The sequence below is a fragment of the Streptomyces sp. NPDC014764 genome, assembly GCF_043082785.1.
In the GTDB taxonomy this organism is placed as follows: Bacteria; Actinomycetota; Actinomycetes; order Streptomycetales; family Streptomycetaceae; genus Streptomyces; species Streptomyces althioticus.
This window is the reverse complement of sequence record NZ_JBIBXY010000006.1, coordinates 276,479-297,692: the sequence shown is the minus strand read 5'-3', so window position 1 is coordinate 297,692 and position 21,214 is coordinate 276,479. Positions and strand designations below refer to the sequence as shown.

At 71.9% G+C, this 21,214-nt stretch carries 18 protein-coding genes, 1 pseudogene and 1 riboswitch; of the genes and pseudogenes, 9 read left to right on the top strand and 10 right to left on the bottom strand.

Going from position 1 to position 21,214, the window contains the following annotated elements:
• Nucleotides 1-333 precede the first annotated feature (333 nt).
• The 5 genes from ACF1AG_RS17805 to ACF1AG_RS17785 form a co-directional block, all read right to left on the bottom strand.
• On the bottom strand, nt 334-666 hold the full coding sequence (locus ACF1AG_RS17805; protein WP_359601880.1) for a glyoxalase superfamily protein: 333 nt from the start codon (nt 664-666) through the stop codon (nt 334-336).
• Nucleotides 667-750: 84 nt separating this feature from the next.
• Nucleotides 751-1,536, bottom strand: coding sequence for an ABC transporter ATP-binding protein (locus ACF1AG_RS17800; RefSeq protein WP_387795227.1), 786 nt, complete (start codon nt 1,534-1,536; stop codon nt 751-753).
• A complete protein-coding gene (locus tag ACF1AG_RS17795) occupies nt 1,533-2,648 on the bottom strand; it encodes a FecCD family ABC transporter permease (protein ID WP_387795226.1) in 1,116 nt (371 codons plus the stop codon). Before ACF1AG_RS17795 ends, ACF1AG_RS17800 begins: the two co-directional genes overlap by 4 nt.
• Complete coding sequence (locus ACF1AG_RS17790; RefSeq protein WP_391810059.1) at nt 2,645-3,610, bottom strand: ABC transporter substrate-binding protein; 966 nt, start codon at nt 3,608-3,610, stop codon at nt 2,645-2,647. Before ACF1AG_RS17790 ends, ACF1AG_RS17795 begins: the two co-directional genes overlap by 4 nt.
• 108 nt (nt 3,611-3,718) lie before the next feature.
• A riboswitch (cobalamin riboswitch) is annotated at nt 3,719-3,840 on the bottom strand.
• Between the two features lie 28 nt (nt 3,841-3,868).
• Nucleotides 3,869-4,486, bottom strand: coding sequence for a class I SAM-dependent methyltransferase (locus ACF1AG_RS17785; RefSeq protein WP_391810012.1), 618 nt, complete (start codon nt 4,484-4,486; stop codon nt 3,869-3,871).
• A 152-nt stretch (nt 4,487-4,638) separates the two neighbouring features.
• On the opposite strand from ACF1AG_RS17785, the pseudogene ACF1AG_RS17780 reads away from it, so the two are divergent.
• From ACF1AG_RS17780 to ACF1AG_RS17770, 3 genes and pseudogenes are all read left to right on the top strand, one after another.
• Nucleotides 4,639-5,870, top strand: a pseudogene (locus ACF1AG_RS17780) (DUF6531 domain-containing protein); the annotation flags it as partial.
• Between the two features lie 422 nt (nt 5,871-6,292).
• Entirely contained in the window at nt 6,293-6,721 is a 429-nt protein-coding gene (gene panD / locus ACF1AG_RS17775; protein ID WP_387795287.1) for an aspartate 1-decarboxylase, read from the top strand.
• 42 nt (nt 6,722-6,763) lie between these two features.
• Nucleotides 6,764-7,108, top strand: coding sequence for a GNAT family N-acetyltransferase (locus ACF1AG_RS17770; protein ID WP_359600391.1), 345 nt, complete (start codon nt 6,764-6,766; stop codon nt 7,106-7,108).
• Between the two features lie 728 nt (nt 7,109-7,836).
• On the opposite strand, the gene gndA is transcribed toward ACF1AG_RS17770, so the two are convergent.
• Entirely contained in the window at nt 7,837-9,276 is a 1,440-nt protein-coding gene (gene gndA / locus ACF1AG_RS17765) for an NADP-dependent phosphogluconate dehydrogenase (RefSeq protein WP_359600344.1), read from the bottom strand.
• Between the two features lie 433 nt (nt 9,277-9,709).
• On the opposite strand from gndA, the gene ACF1AG_RS17760 reads away from it, so the two are divergent.
• Nucleotides 9,710-10,987, top strand: a complete 1,278-nt coding sequence (locus ACF1AG_RS17760; RefSeq protein ID WP_391810011.1) for a transglycosylase family protein — start codon at nt 9,710-9,712, stop codon at nt 10,985-10,987.
• A gap of 88 nt (nt 10,988-11,075) precedes the next feature.
• On the opposite strand, the gene ACF1AG_RS17755 is transcribed toward ACF1AG_RS17760, so the two are convergent.
• The gene (locus tag ACF1AG_RS17755; RefSeq protein ID WP_359600347.1) at nt 11,076-12,206 is read right to left on the bottom strand and encodes a DMT family transporter; all 1,131 of its coding nucleotides are present in this window, start codon (nt 12,204-12,206) and stop codon (nt 11,076-11,078) included.
• A 210-nt stretch (nt 12,207-12,416) separates the two neighbouring features.
• On the opposite strand from ACF1AG_RS17755, the gene ACF1AG_RS17750 reads away from it, so the two are divergent.
• The 4 genes from ACF1AG_RS17750 to ACF1AG_RS17735 all read left to right on the top strand — a co-directional run bounded on the left by ACF1AG_RS17750 (nt 12,417) and on the right by ACF1AG_RS17735 (nt 15,930).
• Nucleotides 12,417-13,163 carry a (2Fe-2S)-binding protein gene (locus ACF1AG_RS17750; RefSeq protein ID WP_359600349.1) on the top strand — a complete coding sequence of 249 codons (747 nt, stop codon included), beginning with the start codon at nt 12,417-12,419 and terminating at the stop codon, nt 13,161-13,163.
• A gap of 37 nt (nt 13,164-13,200) precedes the next feature.
• Nucleotides 13,201-14,352, top strand: a complete 1,152-nt coding sequence (glgA, locus tag ACF1AG_RS17745; protein ID WP_359600350.1) for a glycogen synthase — start codon at nt 13,201-13,203, stop codon at nt 14,350-14,352.
• Between the two features lie 50 nt (nt 14,353-14,402).
• Nucleotides 14,403-15,623, top strand: coding sequence for a glucose-1-phosphate adenylyltransferase (gene glgC / locus ACF1AG_RS17740; RefSeq protein WP_359600352.1), 1,221 nt, complete (start codon nt 14,403-14,405; stop codon nt 15,621-15,623).
• 109 nt (nt 15,624-15,732) lie between these two features.
• The gene (locus ACF1AG_RS17735) at nt 15,733-15,930 is read left to right on the top strand and encodes a hypothetical protein (protein WP_391810010.1); all 198 of its coding nucleotides are present in this window, start codon (nt 15,733-15,735) and stop codon (nt 15,928-15,930) included.
• A gap of 111 nt (nt 15,931-16,041) precedes the next feature.
• Here the strand turns inward: ACF1AG_RS17735 and ACF1AG_RS17730 are convergent, their stop codons facing one another.
• Nucleotides 16,042-16,491, bottom strand: coding sequence for a universal stress protein (locus ACF1AG_RS17730; RefSeq protein WP_359600356.1), 450 nt, complete (start codon nt 16,489-16,491; stop codon nt 16,042-16,044).
• Between the two features lie 380 nt (nt 16,492-16,871).
• On the opposite strand from ACF1AG_RS17730, the gene ACF1AG_RS17725 reads away from it, so the two are divergent.
• Nucleotides 16,872-17,741, top strand: a complete 870-nt coding sequence (locus tag ACF1AG_RS17725) for a universal stress protein (RefSeq protein WP_391810009.1) — start codon at nt 16,872-16,874, stop codon at nt 17,739-17,741.
• A gap of 347 nt (nt 17,742-18,088) precedes the next feature.
• On the opposite strand, the gene ACF1AG_RS17720 is transcribed toward ACF1AG_RS17725, so the two are convergent.
• Both ACF1AG_RS17720 and ACF1AG_RS17715 read right to left on the bottom strand, forming a co-directional pair.
• Entirely contained in the window at nt 18,089-19,117 is a 1,029-nt protein-coding gene (locus ACF1AG_RS17720; RefSeq protein WP_359600359.1) for an alcohol dehydrogenase catalytic domain-containing protein, read from the bottom strand.
• Nucleotides 19,118-19,449: 332 nt separating this feature from the next.
• Nucleotides 19,450-20,925 (bottom strand): AAA family ATPase, encoded by a 1,476-nt coding sequence (locus ACF1AG_RS17715; protein WP_387795286.1) that lies wholly within the window; start codon nt 20,923-20,925, stop codon nt 19,450-19,452.
• Between the last annotated feature and the right edge of the window lie 289 nt (nt 20,926-21,214).

Below are 21,214 nucleotides of genomic sequence, written 5' to 3'. Positions count from 1 at the left end.
GGTGAGCGGGCCTCTTGTCCACGCGGCTGAGCGCAGAGCCGCGGTGTCGCGGGAGATCATCGCGTCCACGGCCCCCACTGGCCGGACAGCCTCTTGACTTACCCGACAAAATCATCAGGTACGTCAGCATCCAGTCAGCATCTGGCCGGGGCAGTCTGGCATTCGTACTCCCGGTCGGCGGCTTCACGGCAGCTTGCTTCGCGCATGTCGCACGGGTGAGAAGCCCGCTCGCCACGGCGCACGATGTTGTGGAGGGTCGTTGTCATCTGTCTCGCGGACGCGTACTTGCTCAGCCACCTGCACAGCTTCCCTGTTGTGCACTGCTGGTGAGTGTCATTCCGCCGGCGTGCCGATCCGAAGCCGGTTGCCGTCAGGGTCGTGCAGCTCAATCTCACGCGCCCACGGAGCGTCCTTCGCCTGCACCCCGAACTCGGAGGCAATGGCCTCGACATCACGAACGCGGAGGTAGACGAGCGTGTCGGGACTGGCATCGCCCTTGTGCTCCGACAAGAACAACCGCACCCCGCCCCGGGCGACCTCGACGAACGCGGGAAGCCCCGGTTCGTAGCGGTGTTCCCACTGCTTGGCGAAGCCCAGCCGCTCGTACCAGGCGACCGCCGCAGCGGCGTCCTCGACGCGAAGAATGGGAATGACGCCCTCGTCCATGGCGTCATCGTCGCAGATCGTCCAGGGTGTTCGTCGCCCGATGCGGCACCAGGTCGCGCGGACGCACGCGGTAGTCGGGGGCCTTCAGTTGCGTGGCTCTTCGGGGAGGAACGTCACCTGCGGGGCGCCCGTGCGCGGATGGGTGGATACTTCCGCCGCCACTCCGTAGACCTCGGCCAGGAGCCCGGGGGTGAGGATCTCGGCGGGTGGGCCGGAGGCGGTGACCTCGCCGTGGTGCAGGACGTAGAGGCGGTCGCAGTAGTAGGCGGCCAGGTTCAGGTCGTGCAGGGCGAGCAGCACGGTCGCGGGCAGACGGCGCAGGGTGTCGAGCACGGACAGCTGGTGCCGGACGTCGAGGTGGTTGGTGGGTTCGTCGAGGACGAGGAGGGTGGGCTGCTGGGCGAGGGCGCGCGCGATGAGGACGCGCTGGCGCTCGCCGCCGGAGAGCCGGTCGAAGGGGCGGCCGGCCAGGTGGACGGCGTCGACCGCGAGGAGCGCGGAGTCGATGAGGCCGGCGTCCTCGGGGGTGTCGCCGGCGAGGAGCCGTTTGTGCGGGGTGCGGCCCATGGCGACGACCTCGCGGACGGCGAGGTCGAAGTCGGCGGCCGAGTCCTGGACCACCGCCGCCACGGTGCGGGCCAGTTGCCGCACCGGAAGCGACCAGGCGTCGCCTCCGTCGACCCGGACCTGACCGGTGTCGGGGCGCAGGACGCGGTAGACGGTGCGCAGGAGGCTGGACTTGCCGCTGCCGTTGGGGCCGACGAGCCCGATGGTCTCGCCCGGGCGGGCGGTCAGGGAGACGTCGCGGACCAGGTGGCGGGCTCCGGCGGTGAGCGTGACGCCGTCGACGCTCAGTTCGGTCGCGGTCATGCCACTCCTCGGTCGGTGCCGCGTCGGGCGTCCCGGCGCATCAGCCACAGGAAGAACGGTCCGCCGCACAGGGCCGTGAGCACGCCGACGGGTATTTCCATCGGTGCGGCGATGGTCCGTGCGGCGATGTCGGACCAGATGAGGAAGACCGCTCCGCCGAGTGCCGCCGTCGGCAGGACCCGGCGGTGGTCGCCGCCGACGAACAGGCGCACGATGTGGGGCATCATCAGGCCGACGAAGCCGATCGGTCCGGCCGCTGCGACCAGCACACCCGTGACGAGGGAGAGCAGGACGAACAGGCGGGCGCGGAACCGGGCCACGTCCAGCCCCATCGTGGTGGCCGCCTCCTCGCCGGCCAGCAGCAGGTTCAGGTTGCGGGCCTGGATCATGAGGACGCCGATGCCGAGCAGGAGGGCCGTGCTCGGCAGCCACAGCGAGCCCCAGTTGACGCCGCCGAGACCGCCGAGGGTCCAGGCGAGGACCGCGCGGGCCTCGTTGCCCCGGGCGGTGGTGAGCAGCAGCAGATCGAGGACTGCGGTGAGTACCGCCGCGATCGCTACTCCGGACAGCACCAGCCGTGCCGAGGTGATGCGTCCGCCGGTGCGGGCGGTGGCGTACACGAGCAGGAGCGCGCCCAGGGCGCCCACGAAGGCGGCCATCGACAGGGAGAGGGGCCCGAAGAAGGTGACCCCGAACACGATCACGGAGACCGCGCCGAGCGACGCCCCCGAAGAGACGCCGAGCAGGTACGGCTCGGCGAGCGGGTTGCGCACCAGTGCCTGCAGAGCCGTACCGATGACCGCCAGGCCGGCGCCGGTGACCGCACCGAGCAGCACCCGCGGCGCCCGCACGTCCACCACGATGGTCTCCCGGGCCCGCGACCAGTCCGGCTGCTGCCAGTCGGCGCCCAGCGCGTGCGTCACGATGCCCCACACCTGGCCGGGCGGCACCCGGACGGAGCCGATCGCGAGGCCCGCCGTGGCGGAGACGACGAGCAACGCCGTGAGTGCCAGCAGTGTGACGGCCAGCCGTGTACGGCCTGTCTCCGGCCTGGTGGTCTTCCGCCGAGGCGCCGCCTCTTCGGCGGGCGTGCCCGTGGCGGCCTGGGTCACCGGAAGCTCTCGGGGTGCAGTCCGCGGGCCAGGTCCTCGACCGCGTAGGCCGAGCGGATGCCGACCAGGGTGGCGGTCAGCGGCAGGACGACGAACCGCTTGTTCCTGATGGCGGGTACGTCGGCGAGCGCGGGCTGGGAGAGCAGGTACTCCTTCTTCTCCTTCACGCTTCCGGCGCCCGCGTAGTCGTAGATCGCGATGACTTCCGGTTTGCGTTCGACGACCTGCTCCCAGGAGACGTCGCCGAAGACGTCGTCGAGGTCGGCGAAGACGTTCTCGCCGCCGGCCAGCCGGATAAGCTCGGTGCCCAGGCTCTTGCCGCCCGCGGTGAAGGCGCTCTTGTCGCCGCTGTCGTAGACGAAGACGGACAGCTCGGGCTCGCTCTGGACCTTGTCGGCGGCCTTGGCGACGCGGACCTCGAGGTCGGTGACCAGGTCGTCGGCCCGGTCCGGGACGCCGAAGATCGTGCCGATGGTGCGGATCTCGTCGTAGGTGTCCTTCATCGTCACCCGCTTCCCGCCGCAGTACTCGCGGTTGAGGTAGGTGTCGATGCCCGCGTCGGCGAACGCCTTGCGGGAGCGGCCCTCCTTCTCGTCGAAGGCGCTGCCGTAGCCGCCGTAGACGAGGTCGGGTTCGGCGTCCAGGACCTTCTCGAAGGACGGTTCCCTCTCCGCCAGTTCCGGTACGGACTCGTAGTCCCTCTCCAGCTCGGGCAGGACGGCGGAGTCGGGGAAGGCCGTGCCGACCATGCGGTCCTTCAGGCCGAGGGCGAGCATGAGTTCCGCCGGGTGCTGGTGGATGGTGACCACCCGAGACGGAGGCTTGTCGTACGTCGTCTTCACGCCGCAGTTGTCGACGGTGACCGGGAAGCCCTCGGACGCGGCTGCGGTGGCCTTCGCGTCCCCGCCGCCCTCGTCGGACGCACCGCAGCCGGTGGTCAGCAGCATGGACGACAGTGCCATGGCAGCGGCCGTGGCACGACGGAACCCGCGCGTGCGGGCAGGGGTGAACAGCTGGGACACGTGAAGCCTCCTGGAGTCCGCGCTCCTCGGATCGGGCCCGCGACGGACCAGTGTCCTGACTCCCGGATCGACGTTCCCTCCGCCTTCCCGCGCGGTGCGCAGTGGCATGTCGGAGGGGCGCTCCCCGGTCACAGTGGCGGGACCGTGCCGGATTCGCACCGGCTTCCTGTCTCCCGTCGCGGCGATGACCAGGTGATCCTACGGTCCTCCGAGCCGACGGCAAAGGGCGTGCGGACCCGGCCGCACGCCCTTTGCCTCCCTCACGCTTCGCAGACCGCCCGAGGGACGAGCCGCTCGGCACTCTCGTCGTAGGGGCGCCCGTCGAACCCGCCGAAGACCTCCACGCGGCCGAAACCCGTCTCCTCGGCCATCCGCGGCAGCTCCACCGCGCTGTACGCGAACCACGTCAAGGTGGCCCGCGTCACTCGCTCGCCCCGGACCAGCGACCAGCACCCACTCGCTGCGCAGGCGCGCCCACTCGTCCAGCACGGTGTCGGTCTGCACCATCAGGTCGTCGCCCCGCCGCACCACCTTGGGCGGGGTGACCCTGCGGGCCAGGAGCTCCTTCCCGGTGAGGTCGAGGACGAGCTTGCCGCCGGGAGCCAGGCAGGTGTACATGGTGCGCAACACGCGCGCGTTGTCGGCGGGGTCCTCGAAGTACCCGAAGGAGGTGAACATGTCGAGGACGACGTCGAAGCCACCCGGTGCCTCGTACTCGCGGGCGTCGGCCCGCACGTACGTCACCTCCGCACCGGCGTCGGCCGACCGCTTGCGTGCCCGGTCCAGCATGGCCGGGCTCAGGTCCACTCCGGTCACGCGGTGACCGCGACGGGCGAGCGGCACGGTGAACACCCCGGGTCCGCATCCGGCCTGTCCGCAGAGGTTGTACAACTGCCCACCCAGCACGCCGCTCGCGCAGGCGCGCGGCCAGCGGCTGCTGGCCGAAGACCACGGCGTCGGAGCGAGGGCTGCGGCGCAGTGCCTCAAGCGGTGTCCGGTCGGCAGATGCTGTCGCCACTGACTACCTGCCCGAGGGCCAGGGCGAGGTGCCCTGGCATCAGATCGTCGACACCCGTCTGAACGACGCGCTGGTGGCGTGGGTGAACGTCTCGACCGGCAACCTGATGCTGGCGGCCACGGACTTCGACATCGCGGGCGTCGGCCAGAGACTCCAGTTGACCCGCACCTACAACTCCCTGGAACCCCCGTGGGGGAAGGTGTCGCAGCCGTGGTGGCAGGCGTATGAGTGCTACCTCCAGGTGAAGGACGGTGAGGTGGGCGTCTTCGACGCCACCGGCGAGCTGCTGCACTCCACGGCCAACGCCGACGGCACGTACACGACGCCGGCCGGTTACTCGAAGGACCTGAGGAAGAACGCGGACGGGATCTACACCCTGACCGACCGCAGGTCCGGCTCGAAGGACACGTACAGCGAGCACGGCACCCTCACGAGGGTGACGGACAGGAACGACGGCACGATCACCGTCGACCAGCACGACGAGGGCGCCGAGCACAAGGGCTTCAAGCTCACCGAGACCCGCTCGGGCCGTTGGATCGACCTGGTCAAGACCTACCCGAACCAGTGGCAGGCCAAGGACCACACAGGCCGCACCGCCGTCCTCGACCTCGACGGGGCCGGGAACCTGGCCAAGGTGACGGACACGGCCGGCAAGGCCACCGCCTACGAGTACGACTCCTCCGTCGGGTGACGAAGGTGACCACCCCCGAGGGCACGGTCACCCTGTTCACCTACGACGGCCACAACCGCGTCACCTCCATGCAGCGCGCCACCGAGTCGACGTCGAGCGGCCACACGGGCCCGACCTGGCGCTACGACTACACGGCCGCCACATCGGCGGATGCGGCGACGACCACGGTCACCGATCCGGACGGCGACGCCACGAAGTACATTCACGATGCGGACGGCGAAGTCACCAAGGTCACCGACCCGCTCGGCCACTCCCGCCACGCCACGTACAAGAACCACCTCACCCAGACCGCCATCGACGCCATGGGCACCGGCGCGGACGGCACGGGCGGGAACACGACCACGTACGGATGGGACGGCCGCAACAACGCCCTCTCCCAGAAGCTGCCGCTGGGCGCGACGGCGTCCGTGTCGGCGTACCAGACGGTCGCGGGGACCGACCTGCCCAACGACTTCACCACCGCGGACGGCCGCAAGGACTTTTTTGAGTACCGGCCTGTTTCTTGCGCCTCTCATATGGATCGCCGCTGCGGTTCCGTGGGTGATCCTGCACAGCACCCTCGGAAGACGTCACCGCAGGGCAGCCCTGACTGCAGGGCTCATCTTCACGCTGTGGTTCACCTGGTTCCTTGTCACCTGGCTCGGCATGCCGGACTCCTACACCGCCCCGTTGTGCCCGGGCAACGTCCCGCCCTGGTGGCCGAGCTTCATCCCGGCATGACTACGGCGTAGCCCGTGAACGACCTCGGCACCGGCGACCTACTCAACAGCGCCCCCGGACCAGCCGCAGCACACCAGCAAGATCGTGTTACGAGTTCTCGGCATCTTCGAGTGCGAGGAGTGTCGGTGTACAGTGAACAACGCCCTTGACCTGCACAAAGCAGGCAGGGAGCCACGACTTCCAGGAGTCCAACGTGCTGCGCACCATGTTCAAGTCCAAGATCCACCGTGCCACCGTCACCCAGGCCGACCTGCACTACGTGGGATCCGTGACGATCGACGCGGACCTGCTCGACGCCGCCGATCTGCTGCCCGGTGAGCTCGTGCACATCGTCGACATCACCAACGGCGCCCGGCTCGAGACGTACGTCATCGAGGGGGAGCGCGGATCCGGTGTGGTCGGCATCAACGGGGCCGCCGCCCACCTCGTGCACCCCGGCGACCTGGTGATCATCATCAGCTACGCCCAGGTGACCGACGCCGAGGCGCGGGCACTCGAACCGCGCGTCGTCCATGTGGACGCCGGCAACCGTATCGTCGCCCTCGGCGCCGACCCCTCCGAGCCGGTACCCGGGTCGGACCAGGAGCGCAGCCCGCAGGCGGTGGCCACGGCCACGGTCTGAGTGGTGCCGGGGCGACGACCGAGGAGCAGGGGAGTGACGGGTATGGACGGGATCGAGATCCGCGACGACCGGGACGCCGGGCGCCTCGAGGCGGTCGAGGGCGGTGAGGTCGTCGGACGGATCGAGTACTTCGTTCTCGACGAGCCGGCCTCCGCTCTGGTGCCGGTGCACACCGTCGTCGAGCCCGCCCACGAGGGCAAGGGAATCGCCGGGTCGCTCGCCCGTGAGCTGTACGTCCTCGCCGCTCGTGAGGGTGTCGTGGTCGCGCCGCTGTGTCCCTACGTCGTCCGGTGGGCCTCACGGCATCCGGAGGAGGCTCCCGCTGCCGATCCGGAGCTGCTGCGCGCGGCCAAGGCGTGGCTTGCCGCGCATCCCGAGCGGTTCTGAGAGGTACGTCCGAACGGCCCCGTGCGTCCTCTCGTCACGCGCCCGGGTGACCCGGGTGACTGTGCGCGGGGGCGCCGGGTAGGCGGGGAGTAGTCCGGAGCACACGTCACGTCGAACGGACGGTCGGAGGACACGCGTCATGACGAACCCGTACCCGGATCCTGTGCCGCCGGGGCCTACGCCTGGTCCCGCTCCGGGGCCGGATCCCGCACAGCCGCCGACCCCTGAGCCGGGTCCTGCACCTGAGCCAGGGCCTGCGCCGCCCCAGCCGCCGCCTGGACCTGGGCCTCAGCCGCCCGGGCCCAATCCGCCGGGGCCTCACCCGCCCGGGCCCAATCCGCCGCAGCCGGAGCCGCCGCCTGAACCGTCGCCGTCCCCGATTCCGCCGGGGCCGGAACCGGTGCCGAGTCCGGAGCCTGGGCCTCCGCTCACCTGAGTTTCCGCAAGAGCGGGTGCGTCGGGGTTGCTCGCGCAGTTCCCCGCGCCCCTTGGGGGCGGGGCCCGCTTGCGCTGGTGCGGGTGTGTGGGGGTTGCTCGCGCAGTTCCCCGCGCCCCTTCGGGGCACGAGCTGCTTCCGCCCGTGTCGGTGTGTGGAACTGCGCGAGCAGCCCCCACCGGCCCACGCGGGCGGGGTTGCCGGGCCTCGCCGCAACGCGATCAGGGGCGCGGGGAACTGCGCGGCCGGCCCTCGCCTGCCCGCGCGGGCGGGAGACGGCCGGCCCCGCGCCCTACGCCGACACCTCCGACCGGTCCCCGCCCCACAGCGTGTGGAACGAGCCGTCGCGGTCCGCGCGGCGGTACGTGTGTGCGCCGAAGAAGTCCCGCTGGCCCTGGGTCAGAGCCGCAGGGAGGCGTTCCGCGCGGAGTGCGTCGTAGTAGGCGAGGGCGGCCGCGAAGCCGGGGGCCGGGACGCCCTGGCGGGTCGCCGCGATCAGGACCTCGCGCCAGTCGTCCTGAGCCTCCGCGATCTCGCGGGCGAACGTCTCGTCCGACAGCAGGCTCGGCAGGTCCGCCCGCGTGTCGTACGCCGCCCGAATGCGGTCCAGGAACGCCGCGCGGATGATGCATCCGTCGCGCCAGATGGCCGACACCGCGCCGAGGTCGATGTCCCAGCCGTACTCCTGGCTGCCGGCGGCGATCTGGTGGAAGCCCTGGGTGTACGACACGATCTTCGACGCGTACAGCGCCTGCTCCACCCGGTCGGCGAACGCCGACGCCTCCGACTCGCTCATCGGCACCGGCTTCGGGCCCGCCAGGCCCTGCGAGGCCTCCCGCAGCGCCGCGTGGCCCGACAGGGAGCGGGCGAACACCGCCTCCGCGATGCCCGACACCGGCACGCCCAGGTCCAGGGCGATCTGCACGGTCCAGCGGCCCGTGCCCTTCTGCTCCGCCTGGTCCACCACCACGTCGACGAACGGCTTGCCCGTCGCCGCGTCCACGTGCGACAGCACCTCCGCGGTGATCTCGATCAGGTACGAGTCCAGCCGGCCCGTGTTCCAGGTGCGGAAGATGTCCGCGATCTGCGCGGGGGAGTACCCGGCGACGTCCCTCAGCAGCTGGTACGCCTCACCGATCAGCTGCATGTCCGCGTACTCGATGCCGTTGTGCACCATCTTCACGAAGTGGCCGGCGCCGTCCGGGCCCACGTGCGTCACGCACGGCGAGCCGTCCTTCGCCTTCGCGGAGATCTTCTCCAGCATCGGGCCCAGCGAGTCGTACGACTCCTTCGGGCCGCCCGGCATGATGCTCGGGCCGTTCAGCGCGCCCTCCTCACCGCCGGAGACGCCCATGCCGACGAAGTGGATGCCCTGCTCCCGCAGCGCCCGCTCCCGACGGCGGGTGTCCGCGAAGTGCGCGTTGCCACCGTCGATGATCATGTCGCCGGGTTCCAGCAGCGGGGCGAACTCCTCGATCACCGCGTCGGTCGGCTCCCCGGCCTTCACCATCACGACCAGGCGCCTGGGCCGCTCCAGCGCCGCGACGAACTCCTTGGCCGTCTCGGCCGCCACGAAGCTGCCCTCGTGCCCGAACTCCTCCACCAGCGCGTGCGTGCGGGACGCGGTCCGGTTGTGCACCGCGACCGTGTAGCCGTTGCGGGCGAAATTCCGTGCGAGGTTGCGGCCCATGACCGCGAGCCCGGTGACGCCGATCTGCGCTGAACTGCTCATAAGGGTGACTCCTGGTGACCTCGGTATCGGTGCCGCCGGGTGCCGGTGCTGCCGGGTGGACGCCCGCCGGTCCTGACATCGACCATCCTCGCGTGCCGCACTCGCGTGCGCATGCGCGGGTCGTCCGGGACCCGCGCAGGCACATACGCACGAAGGTGCCCTCCGTACTCAGCGTTCCGGCCGGTCATCTGATGCCCGGCCCGTCCCGTTGCGGCCGGCCACCCCCTCCGCGCGCCCCTCCGGCGCGCGCCGCGACACGCACCCGCGCCCGGCGGCAGGCGCCCGCGCACGCTCCCCTCCGGTGGCAAACAAGGGCGCAACGGGCGTATCAACCACGCCATTTGGCGCATCCGTGCGGCCGATAGCCGCCTTGTCACGGCCTGTTCGCAGCGCTTACTTTTGCCCCTCCTGACGCATTGTCGAGGGGGATTCCATGGCCGTGCGCGGCCGGCACCGCCGGTATCAGCCGAACAGGATCAACCGGGCCTCGCTCACCGTCACCGTAGGTGGCGCGGGCATGGCCCTGCCGCTCATGGGCACGGGAACGGCGCAGGCCGCCGACGTGGAGACCTGGGAGAAGGTCGCCGCCTGCGAGTCGACCGACAACTGGGACGTCAACACCGGCAACGGCTACTACGGCGGACTGCAGTTCAGCCAGTCCACGTGGGAGGCGTTCGGCGGTACCCGGTACGCGCCCCGGGCGGATCTGGCCACCAAGGACCAGCAGATCGCGATCGCCGAGAAGGTCCTCGACGGACAGGGCCCCGGCGCCTGGCCGACCTGCTCGGTACGCGCCGGACTGACCCGCGACGGGGCGGATCCGGACATCCGCCCGGCCACCGGCCGCCCGGACCGCGCCCAGCGCGACGACCGCCGCACCTCCGTCGAGGACGTACGGCCGCAGACCACGCCCCAGGCCCGCGCCGGCCGCGCCGAGATGTACACCGTGGTCTCGGGCGACACCCTCTCCGGCATCGCCGAGCAGGAGCGCGTCCGCGGGGGCTGGCAGGGGCTCTACGAGGCCAACAGATCCACCGTCGGTGCCGACCCCGACCTCATCATCCCGGGCCAGCGGCTCAGGCTCACCGGCGGAACCGCCGCGTCCGGCGGCACGGCCGAGGCGCCCGCCGGGCCCGCCGCCCCGTCACCGAAGCCGTCGGGCAAGAAGGCCGCCCCCAAGAGCGAGAACGACAGGAAGACGGAGAAGAAGGCCTCCTCCAAGACGGAGAAGAAGGCCCCCTCCAAGACGGAGAAGCGGACCCAGGACCGCGCCGACCGCTCCGGTTCGTCCTCCGCCTCCACCGCCGCCAACCGCGTCGCCCCCGTCAGCGCCGCCCTCGGCACGCCGTACCACAAAGCCGGGTCCTCCTGGTCGAAGGGCTACCACACCGGCGTGGACTTCCCCGTGCCCACCGGCACGCCCGTGAAGTCGGTCGGCGCCGGCACCGTCGTCGCCGCGGGCTGGGAGGGGTCGTTCGGCTACCAGGTCGTCGTGCGGCACGCCGACGGCCGGTTCAGCCAGTACGCCCATCTGTCGGCGATCTCCGTGAAGAACGGCCAGTCCGTCGGCGCGGGGCAGCGCATCGGGCGGTCCGGTTCCACGGGCAACAGCTCGGGCCCGCATCTGCACTTCGAGGTGCGGACGGGGCCCGGATTCGGATCGGACGTCGACCCGCTGGCCTACCTGCGCGCCGGCGGCGTCAAGATCTGACCGAGCGGTCAGGTCCTGACGCGGGCGGTCACGGTCTGACGCGGGCGCTCACGGTCTGGCGCGTGCGGTCACGGTCTGGCGCGGGCGCTCACGGTCTGGCGCGTGCCAGGTGCCGGTCGCCCACCGGCACCGGCACGTAGGGGCCGCCGTAGAAGGGCGCGTACGGCATGACCGGTACCGCCGCCGGGTCCGCCGCGTCCGGCCCGGCCGCCGCCGCGGGCACGGTGGCGGGCGGCGGGACGACCTCGGGGAGCGTCACGTCCTCCGGCACCTTCAGATCCGCCAGCAGCAGCTCGGCTGCGGCATCCTCCGCCTCCCGCCCGGCCGTCGCCACCGGTGCGGGCACGGTCCGCGTCTCCACGGGAACCGCCGCGCCCGCGGCACCCTCCCGCGCCAGCCGCTCCGTCGTCAGCAGGATCAGTCCGCCCGCCGCCACCACCCCACAGCTCAGCGCCAGCGCCGTGCCGGTCGTGCCGTACCGGAAGGTCTCTCCGAACATCGTGATGCCGACCGCCGCCGCCACCACCGGGTTCACCACGGTGAGCGTCGCCAGCGGGGCCGCCAGGCCCGCGCCCCGGTAGGACGCCTGGGACAGCAGCATGCCCGCCGTCGCCAGCACACCGATCACCGCGAGGGACGGCAGGTCGCCCGCCGACACCCCGCCCGTCCAGTCCACCGCGACCGTCTTGGTGAAGACGGAGGACATGCCGAACGCGACACCGGCCGCCGTCGCCAGCAGGATGCTGCGCACCGCCGGGTGCCGGTGCACCGCGCGCGCCGCGACCATCAGCGTCACGACCGCCGCCGCCGTGGCCACGGCCGCCGCGACCCGCTGCGGGCCGTCCAGCGACTGCGAGCCCGACGCGCCGACCAGCGCCAGCAGACCAGCGAGACCTACCGTCGCCATCAGGGCCCCCCGCCAGGCGGTCGCCCCGGCCCTGCGGCCGACGAACAGCGCGGCCATCGGCAGCGCGAACACGATCGTGAGGGCGCCCAGCGGCTGGACCAGACTCAGCGGGCCGTAGGCCAGCGCCACCACGTGCAGGAGTGCGCCCAGACCGTTCAGCGCGACCGCGGCCCACCACGCCGGACGGCGCAGCGGGGCGTACTGCCGCGCGCCGGACGACGACAGCGCCACCTGCTCCTGCACGATCGCGCCCCCGGCGTACGCCACGGCGGACACGAACGAGAGGACCACGGACAACGCGAGGGCGCTCATCGGCTGCTCCTCTGCGTGAGGCGGGGGCGGTCTGCCCGGCGCGGCGAACGGTCGTCATCCATGACCAACACCTTGCCGTGTCAGGGTGTTCCCCGTCGTCGTCCCTGAGCACCCAATGCGTCCTACTGCCGATGGAGTACCGGGACGCCCCTGTCATCCCCTGGGTGGGCGTCGGAAGGCCGAGGCCCCTGACAACCACCCCTGAGAGACTTGGTACTACTGCACGTCGTGGACCTCGACCCCCGCCTCACCGCCCTCCGTGCCCTCGGTGGCTTCTTCGCGCTGCGCGCGGGGGAGGACGCCGACCGCCACCTTCCCACGCTCGCCCAGGCATACGGCCCTGCCCGCCCGGACGTTCACCGGGCCGACCCCCTGACCGTCCGCGTGGGCCGCGTCGCCGCGGCCCTGCGCACCCAGGAGGTCCGCGTCGCCGCCTCCGTGGCGCACCAGGGTCTCGCCGCGCGTCTGTGGTCCGTGGCCCTCGGCTGCGCCGCCCTCCACGGCTCCGTCCCCGACCTCGCCCCGGACACGGTCCGTTGGGACCCGGAGGGCAGCGCCCCCGACGACCTGCACCTCCCCGAGGTCCGCCCGCTCCCCGGTGACGCGGCGACCGTCGCGGCCGTCGTCCTGCACGGCCACCTCGAACCCCTCTCTGCCGCCCTGCGCGCCCGTCACCGCGTCGCGCCCGCCCTCCTGCGCGGCAACGCCGCCTCCGCCCTCGCCGCCGCGGCCCGCGAGATCACCCGCCACGCCCGCCCCGACGACGCCGCCCGCGCCGCCCGGCTCTCCCGTGAACTCCTCGCCCACCCCCTCCTCTCCGGCGCGGGCAACCTCACCGCCACGGGCTTCCGCCGGCGCAGCTGCTGCCTGTACTACCGCGTCCCCGGCGGAGGCGTCTGCGGCGACTGCTGCTTCGAACGGCCGCCCCGGTCTTCCCCGGGCGCCCCGTCTGCGTGACCATGGGAGGGACGTCCGCGCAGACAGGGGGTTCAGGGTGCGAGTGGGACTGCTGACCCGGGAGTACCCCCCGGACGTGTACGGCGGCGCGGGCGTCCATGTGGAGTTCCTGGCCCGGGAGCTGCGGTCCCTGGTGGACCTGGAGGTGCACTGCTGGGGCGAGGGCCGCGCCCCCGGCGTGCTGCGTCACCGCTCGTGGCCCGCGCTCGACGGCGCCAACGACGCCCTGCGCACCTTCTCGACCGACCTCGCCATGGCCGCCGCCCTCGAAGGCCGCGAGCTGGTCCACTCCCACACCTGGTACGCCAACCTCGGCGGCCACCTCGCCAAGCTGCTGTACGGGATCCCGCACGTGGTGACCGCGCACTCCCTGGAGCCGCTGCGTCCCTGGAAGGCCGAGCAGCTCGGCGGCGGGTACGCCCTGTCGAGCTGGGCGGAGCGCACCGCCTACGAGGCCGCCGACGCGGTGATCGCCGTCTCGGGCGCCATGCGCGACGACATCCTGGAGTGTTACCCGGCCCTCGACCCGGCCGGGGTGCACGTCGTCCACAACGGCATCGACACCGCCCTGTACCGCCCCGATCCCGGCACCGACGCCCTGGACCGGGTCGGACTCGACCGCTCCAGGCCGTACGTGCTGTTCGTCGGCCGGATCACCCGGCAGAAGGGCGTGCCGCATCTGCTGCGGGCGGTGCGGGACGTCGACCCGGCCGCGCAGGTGGTGCTGTGCGCGGGTGCCCCGGACACCCCGGAGATCGACCGGGAGTTCCGCGAGCTGTACGGGGAGCTGAGCCGGGTCCGCGAAGGCGTGCACTGGATCCCGCAGATGCTGCCTCGGCCCGAGGTGATCCAGCTGCTGACGCACGCCACCGTGTTCGCCTGCCCCTCCGTGTACGAGCCGCTCGGCATCGTCAACCTGGAGGCGATGGCGTGCGGAACCGCCGTGGTCGCCTCCCGCGTCGGGGGCATCCCGGAGGTCGTGGACCACGGGCGGACCGGCCTGCTGGTGGACGTGGACGACGGCTTCGAGGCGGGGCTCACCCGTGCGCTGGACGCGGTGCTCGGCGACCCGGACACCGCTCGGGTCATGGGCGAGGCGGGCAGGGAGCGCGCGGTCACCGAGTTCGGCTGGGACGCGGTGGCCCGCCGTACGGCCGGACTCTACGAGGAGATCCTCCGGCAGGCTTAGCCCGGCCCGTCCGGGGCAGTCATGGGAAAACTCGGCGTGAGGAGACGGGCATGCGTCGTGGTGGTCCTTCGGTCCTGGGAATCGTGCTGGCGGGCGGCGAGGGCAAGCGCCTGATGCCCCTCACGGCGGACCGTGCCAAACCGGCGGTCACCTTCGGCGGCACGTACCGCCTGGTCGACTTCGTGCTGTCGAACCTGGTGAACGGCGACATCCTGCGGATCTGCGTGCTCACGCAGTACAAGTCGCACTCGCTGGACCGGCACGTCACCACCACCTGGCGGATGTCCAGCCTGCTCGGCAACTACGTCACCCCGGTCCCCGCGCAGCAGCGGCTCGGCCCCCGCTGGTACCTGGGCAGCGCCGACGCCATCCTCCAGTCGCTGAACCTGATCTACGACGAGCGTCCGGAGTACGTGGCGGTGTTCGGCGCCGACCACGTGTACCGCATGGACCCGCGCCAGATGCTCAACCAGCACATCGAGAGCGGCGCCGGGGTCACCGTGGCCGGCATCCGGGTGCCGCGCGCGGAGTCGTCCTCGTTCGGCGTGATCACCCCGGGTTCCGACGGGCGCACCGTGGAGCGCTTCCTGGAGAAGCCCGCCGATCCGCCGGGGCTGGCCGACGACCCCGACTGCGTGTTCGCCTCCATGGGCAACTACATCTTCACGACCAAGGCGCTCGTCGAGGCGCTCCAGCGGGACGCCGAGGACGAGGACTCGGTGCACGACATGGGCGGTTCGATCCTGCCGCAGCTCACCGAGCGGGGCGAGGCCCATCTGTACGACTTCAGCACCAACCACGTGCCGGGGGAGACCAGCCGCGACCAGGGCTACTGGCGGGACGTCGGCACGCTCGACGCGTACTACGACGCGCACATGGACCTGATCGCCGAGCGCCCCGCGTTCAACCTCTACAACCGCCAGTGGCCCGTCTACACCCACTCCGGGCAGCTCTCGCCGGCCCGGTTCAACGCGGGCGGCATCGCCAGCGAGTCGATCATCAGCGCCGGCTGTCTGATCCGGGGCCAGGTGACGCGGTCCGTGCTGTCGCCGGGCGTGGTGGTCGACCCGGGCGCGGTGGTGCAGGGCTCGGTGCTGCACGACAACGTGCACATCGGGCGGGGCGCGGTGGTGCGCGGGGCGGTGCTGGACAAGAACGTCGAGGTGCCGCCGGGCGCGACGATCGGCGTCAACCCGGACCGTGACGCGGAGCTGTACACCGTCTCCAAGGGCGGCGTGATCGCTCTCGGCAAGGGGCAGCTGGTGCCGTAGCGGCTCCCGACGAGGCCCCGGTCGCACGAGACGGTCCGGCGACTACGGCTTCCTCGGGCCGCGGATCGACCCGCGGACCGGCAGACGCCACCGGGTCTGGGCGTTCGTCATGGTCCTGCCGTGTTCGCGGTACACGTTCGTCCGGCCGGTGCTGCACCTGCACCGGCATGCGCGGACGGAAGCGCACCTCGCGGCCTCCCGCTACTTCCAGGGTGTCCCGCACCGGCTCGTCCCGGACAACCTGAAGACCGAGGTCGACAAACCCGACCTCTACGACCCGATGGTCGCCGTAGGGGAACGAATCTAGACCCTCACCGAACACGTCCGCCTGAAACAGCAGCGAGGTCGATGATCAAGCTCAGAGATTGCGCGAGACCGGAGCCAGTCCGGTCACTGGTTTCCTGCCGAACAGGGCAGGTCAACGGGCTGGGTCGTCCTGCTGACGGATCACGACGACGGGGCAGGCCGCGTGCTGGGCGCAGCGCTGACTGACCGAGCCCAGCATCGCCCGGGCGAAGCCGCCACGCCCGCGGCGGCCCACGACGAGCATCTCTGCCCCCTCCGAAGCGCGGATCAGCACCTCCGACGGATCGCCCTCGACCAGGTGCCGCGTCAGACGGTCCGGGAGCCCGTCGGGGAAGACCTCGTGCATTTCCTGCTCGAACAGCTCTCTGGCCTGTCCGGCGTCGAACTCCGGGTCGATCGCCGGTCCGCTCCAGCCTCGGGAGGACGGTGTGTCCCATACGGAGACGGCTTCTAGGGCACCGCCGACGCCCTGCGCGTAGCGGTCTGCCCATCGCAGTGCGGCGTGCGACGAAGGGGAGCCGTCGACGCCCACGACGATGCGTGGCCCTTCAGGTGATTGCATGGCCCACCTCACCGGCAGTCGTGACTTACCAGTTCCACGCTGCCGGTAGCGGCGCCACCCCGCCAGCGGGGCCAGGCCGGGCAGGAGGGAGACTGCGGAGTTCGTCCGGCACGAGGCTGTGCATCGGACTCCTTCCAACACACCGAAGCGCCGGGGGTGGTGCCAGGTACGTGCGGTCCTCCCAGGGGTCTGCGCGACGATGCGCGCGCGTCCCGGCCGGGCTCGTCGTTCGGCCCCGCGCCGTCGGTCGAACCGCCAGGCGCCACGGCCGGGCAAGTACCGTCCCCGCTCCCGACAGGCTGTGGCGTGGCGTCGACGGGCGGCGGAGACGAGTCTGGAGGGATGGAGAACGGACGTCACGAGGACCCTCCGGAGGCGTCATGACCGGTACCGACGGGCGTCGCCCGCTCGTGGGCGTCGATCCCGACCCCGCGAAGCGCCTGGCGCTGTCCTGGGCCGCCGATGAGGCGGACCGGCGCAGGCTGCCGCTGCGGCTCGTGCACGCCCAGGGCACTCCGACCGGCGGATACCGGTCGGGGGAGGTACGCCCCTCCTGGGAGGAGTGGAACCGGACGCTGCACGAACTGGGCGACCGGGCACTCAAGGACGCGGTCTCCTTCGTGGAGTCCCGGCAGCCCGCGGTGGAGACCGCGACGTTGCTTGCGGAGGGGGAGCCGGCCTGGGTGCTGCGGGAGGAGGCACGGAGCGCCTCCCTGGTCGTGCTCGGTTCATGGCACCTGAGCAGGCGGCGCGGCGTCTTTTCCGCCGCATCCGTGGCGCTCCCGCTCGCGGCTCACGCCGCGTGCCCCGTCGTGGTCGTTCCCGAGCCGGAGCACATCACTCAGCAGCCCGCGTACTTCTTGGTCGGTGTCGACGGCAGCGCGCACTCGGCCGCGGTGGTGGACCTGGCCGTCGAGGAGGCGGCCCTGCGGGGAGCGGGTCTGCGGGCGCTGTCTGCGTGGCATCCGCCGTTGCTGGGTGTCCTCGACGAGCACGTGGCGGTGCAGGAGTGCCGCCGGGTCCTGGCGGAAACCGTGGCGGGGCGCACCGAGGCCCACCCGGATGTCGACCTGCACCACGAAGTCGTCCGTGGCCATCCGGTGCAGGTCCTGACGGAAGCCTCCGAGCACGCTCCGGGCCTGGTTGTGGGCACCCGGGGGCACGGCGGTTTCAAGGACGTGGTGCTGGGCTCAGTGAGCCAGGGTGTGCTCCACCACGCCCGCTGCCCGGTCGTCACGGTTCCCGCATGAGCTGTCCGGAAGCACCGAGGACGTGTGCGGTCGGTCCTGTCAGTGACCTGGCGAGTGAGCGTCTGCCGACGACGGGCGGCTCGGTGTCGGGACGACCGCTGGGGCGCCGGGGCGGTCGACGAACGACGCCACGGGACCGCGGACACGGGCGGCGGGAAGGGCGAGGTCTGCGGCCCCGGGCCAAGTCCTCCGGTAGCGGAGCTTGCGGTGGACGAGGCGTTCGTCGCACTGGAGACGTCACCGCGAGGGCTGACGGCGGCACAGGCGGCCCAGGAGCGCCTGGCGACACACGTCGCCGGCGAACTGCCCAGTACGGTACGCCGGGCCGTGGTCCGCCCGCGTGCGCCTCACTCACGGCGCAGTGCCACCTTGAGCGCGCCGGACGTCGCGCCGTGAGAGAACACCTCGTAGGCCTCCGCCGCCCGTTCCAGCCCGAAGGTGTGGGTGACCAGAGGGGCCACGGGCAGGCGGCCGAACTTCAGCACCTCCAGCAGCCAAGGCGTGGAAGAGGTGTCGACCTGGCCGGTGCTGACCGTGACGTTCTTGCGCCACAGGGACTCCAGATGCAGTGTGGCGGCCTTGCCGGGTGTGCCGACGACGGCGATGTGGCCGCCCGTGCGGACGGCACGGGTGCACAGGACGAAGCCCTCCGGCTCGCCCGACGCCTCGACGACCACGTCGGCACCGGGCCCCTCGGAAAGCTCGGCGATCATCGTTCCGGGCACCTCGGCGGCGTCGGCACCCATGCGGACGGCGGCCTCCAGCCGGGCGGCGGACAGGTCCACCGCGATGACCCGGCGGGGCTGGCAGAGCCGGGCGATCGCGACCGTGGCGAGACCGACGGGGCCCGCGCCCACCACGACGACGGTGTCTCCCGGGCCCACTTGTCCGTTGCGCACGCCGACTTCGTAGGCGGTGGGGAGGACCTCGGCGAGCAGGACCGCCACGTCGTCCGGCAGGGCGGGAGGGTGGCGGTGGGTGGAGTGGTCGGCGAAGGGCACCCTCACGAACTCGGCCTGGGTTCCGTCGATCAGATTCCCCAGGATCCATCCGCCGCCCCCGCGGCACTGCCCGAGTAGTTGCTCGTGGCACGGTCGGCAGTGACCGCAGGCGGAGACGGACGAGACGATCACCCGGTTCCCCGGGCGCAGGTGGTGGACGTCGCTGCCGATGTCCACCACCTCGCCGACCGCCTCGTGACCGAGGACCGTCCCCGGCTTCACCTCGGGCAGGTCGCCGCGCAGGATGTGCAGATCGGTGCCGCAGACGGTCGTGGTGTCGACGCGTACGACGGCGTCGGCGGGATCCTCGATAACCGGATCGGTGACGGTGTCCCAGGAAATCCGACGGGGACCGTGATAGACGAGGGCTCGCATGGCACCCACTCCCTTGCGGCTCGGCCGGCTCCTTCCACCGTGGCGTCGGGCCGCCGCCCGGGCAACCGGGGTCCGCGCCGCAGAGCAGCACCGACCAGGTGCATTCACCCGCAGGGTTGTTCACACGACTGAGCGGCGACCGGCTGCCGAGTGCGGCCGTGACGCGGACGACGAGTTGAGCGTGCCCGTGCCGGCTCTCCACGGTGGTCTTCTGGCCGTCACGGGCGGCGTCCTCGGACTGCAGGTCGAGGCAGCCGGGCCGGAGCCTCCGCGATTGTGACGGTTCCCCCGCCGTCAGGCGAGTGCCGACGGGTGCCCGAGGACAACGGCCATCAGCCCGGCTCCATGTAGGGACGCCGGAACACCGGCGCCTGGGCCGCCCTCCACGGGCGTACGACGTCCAGAGCCCTGGCAACCGCGAAACCCAAGGAGCCACCGGTGTCGACTGGTACGGCCTCCGGCCACGGCGGCTCCGCCGCCCCCATCGCGGCGGCGACGGAGGCGTCGGCGTCGGAGGGCCCCGACGTACGCGCGTCGAGCCGGGACACCGCCACATCGTCAGGCACGTGGCAGTGCAGGGCCACCAGGTCGGCGCTGGTCCGTCCCGCGACGCGCAGGGCGGCGTCCCGCTGCGCCGCGTCGGACCAGGAGGCGTCCAGGACGACGGACTCCCCCTCGGCCAGCAGCGCACTCGCGCGTTCGAGCAGCGCTGCGTAGGTCCTGGCCGTCCACTCCGGTGTGTAGATGCCCTCGCGGTACCCCGCTGCAGCGGACCGCTCCGCGGGGATGCCCGCCAACTCCTTGCGAAGCCGGTCGCTGCTGAGCAGCGTGACTCCCAGGCGGTCGGCCAGTGCCCCGGCCAGGGTCGACTTGCCGCTGCCCGGCAGTCCACCGACCAGCGTGAGGCCGACGGCTGCGGCCCGCAGGTGCCGCAGCGTCGTGGAGACCAGCCGCCGGAACGCCGCCTCCGCACCCGGTGCGCCCTGGTGCGCCTGAATGAGGGAGACCTTGGCGCGGACGAACGCACGGTAGGCGACATAGTGGTGCCACAGGGAGGGCGGGGCCGGGTCGCCGGAGAACTCGCCGTACCGCGCCAGAAAGGTGGCCGCGGCCTGTGGAACGCCGAGCTGTTCCAGGTCCATGGCGAGGAAGGCGGCGTCGTCGAGGCCGTCGACGTGGCGCAGGTGGTCGTCGAACTCCAGGCAGTCCAGAATCCGGGGACCGTCGTCGAGACAGAAGATGTCCTCCGCGAGCAGATCCCCATGACCGTCGACCACCCGGCCCTGCTCGATCCGCGCGTCGAACAGAGGCTCGCGGCCCGCCAGGTAGCGACGCACGAGCCGCTCGACCTCCGGCACTTCGTCCGGCAGGCCGTCACCCTTGGCCAGCTCACGCACCTGCCGGAAGCTGTCCTCCCAGCGTGAGGACAGTGCGTCCCGTGTGCCCTGTGCGTTCACCTGTGGGCCCCGGGGCGCCTGCGCGTGCCACGCCGCGAGCTGGCGGGCCACGGCCCGCAGGACATCGTCGACGGCCGACCCCTGCTGCACCAGGCGGGAGAGACGACGGTCCGAAGGCATCCGGCGCATCACCACGAGCGGTTCCGGCGCCTGTGCACCGGGGTCGCGCAGTTCACCGAGTCCCAGGTAGACATCGGGGGAGAAGCGGCGGTTGAGAGCCACTTCATGCTCACAGGTCGTCCGGCGGGCCTCCACCGTCGTGTGATCCACGAACCCGAGATCCACAGGCTTCTTCAGCTTGTAGACCCGGTCACCGATGAAGAACAGGATCGCGGTGTGGGTCTCGGACACCTCCGCGCGCGGCGGCAGGACATCACTCACGCTTCGGTCCTCCGCCGCTCGAGAACGACTGACCACATGGCGGTGCTCCCCCGTCTCGTTGGAAGGTGGAAAGTGGGACGGATCGCCACGGCCCCCTGCGCGCGAACGACAAGAGTGGCGGCCGGGTGCGCGTAGCGGTTATCTCGTTCGACAAGTACCCCAAACCGGGCCGGGGCGCATGTGCGCCGTGGCCCGAGCCGTCACAAGCCGCCGCAGGAGTGGCCCACAGCCGCCGCCCGCCGGGCCCGGACACGGGGGG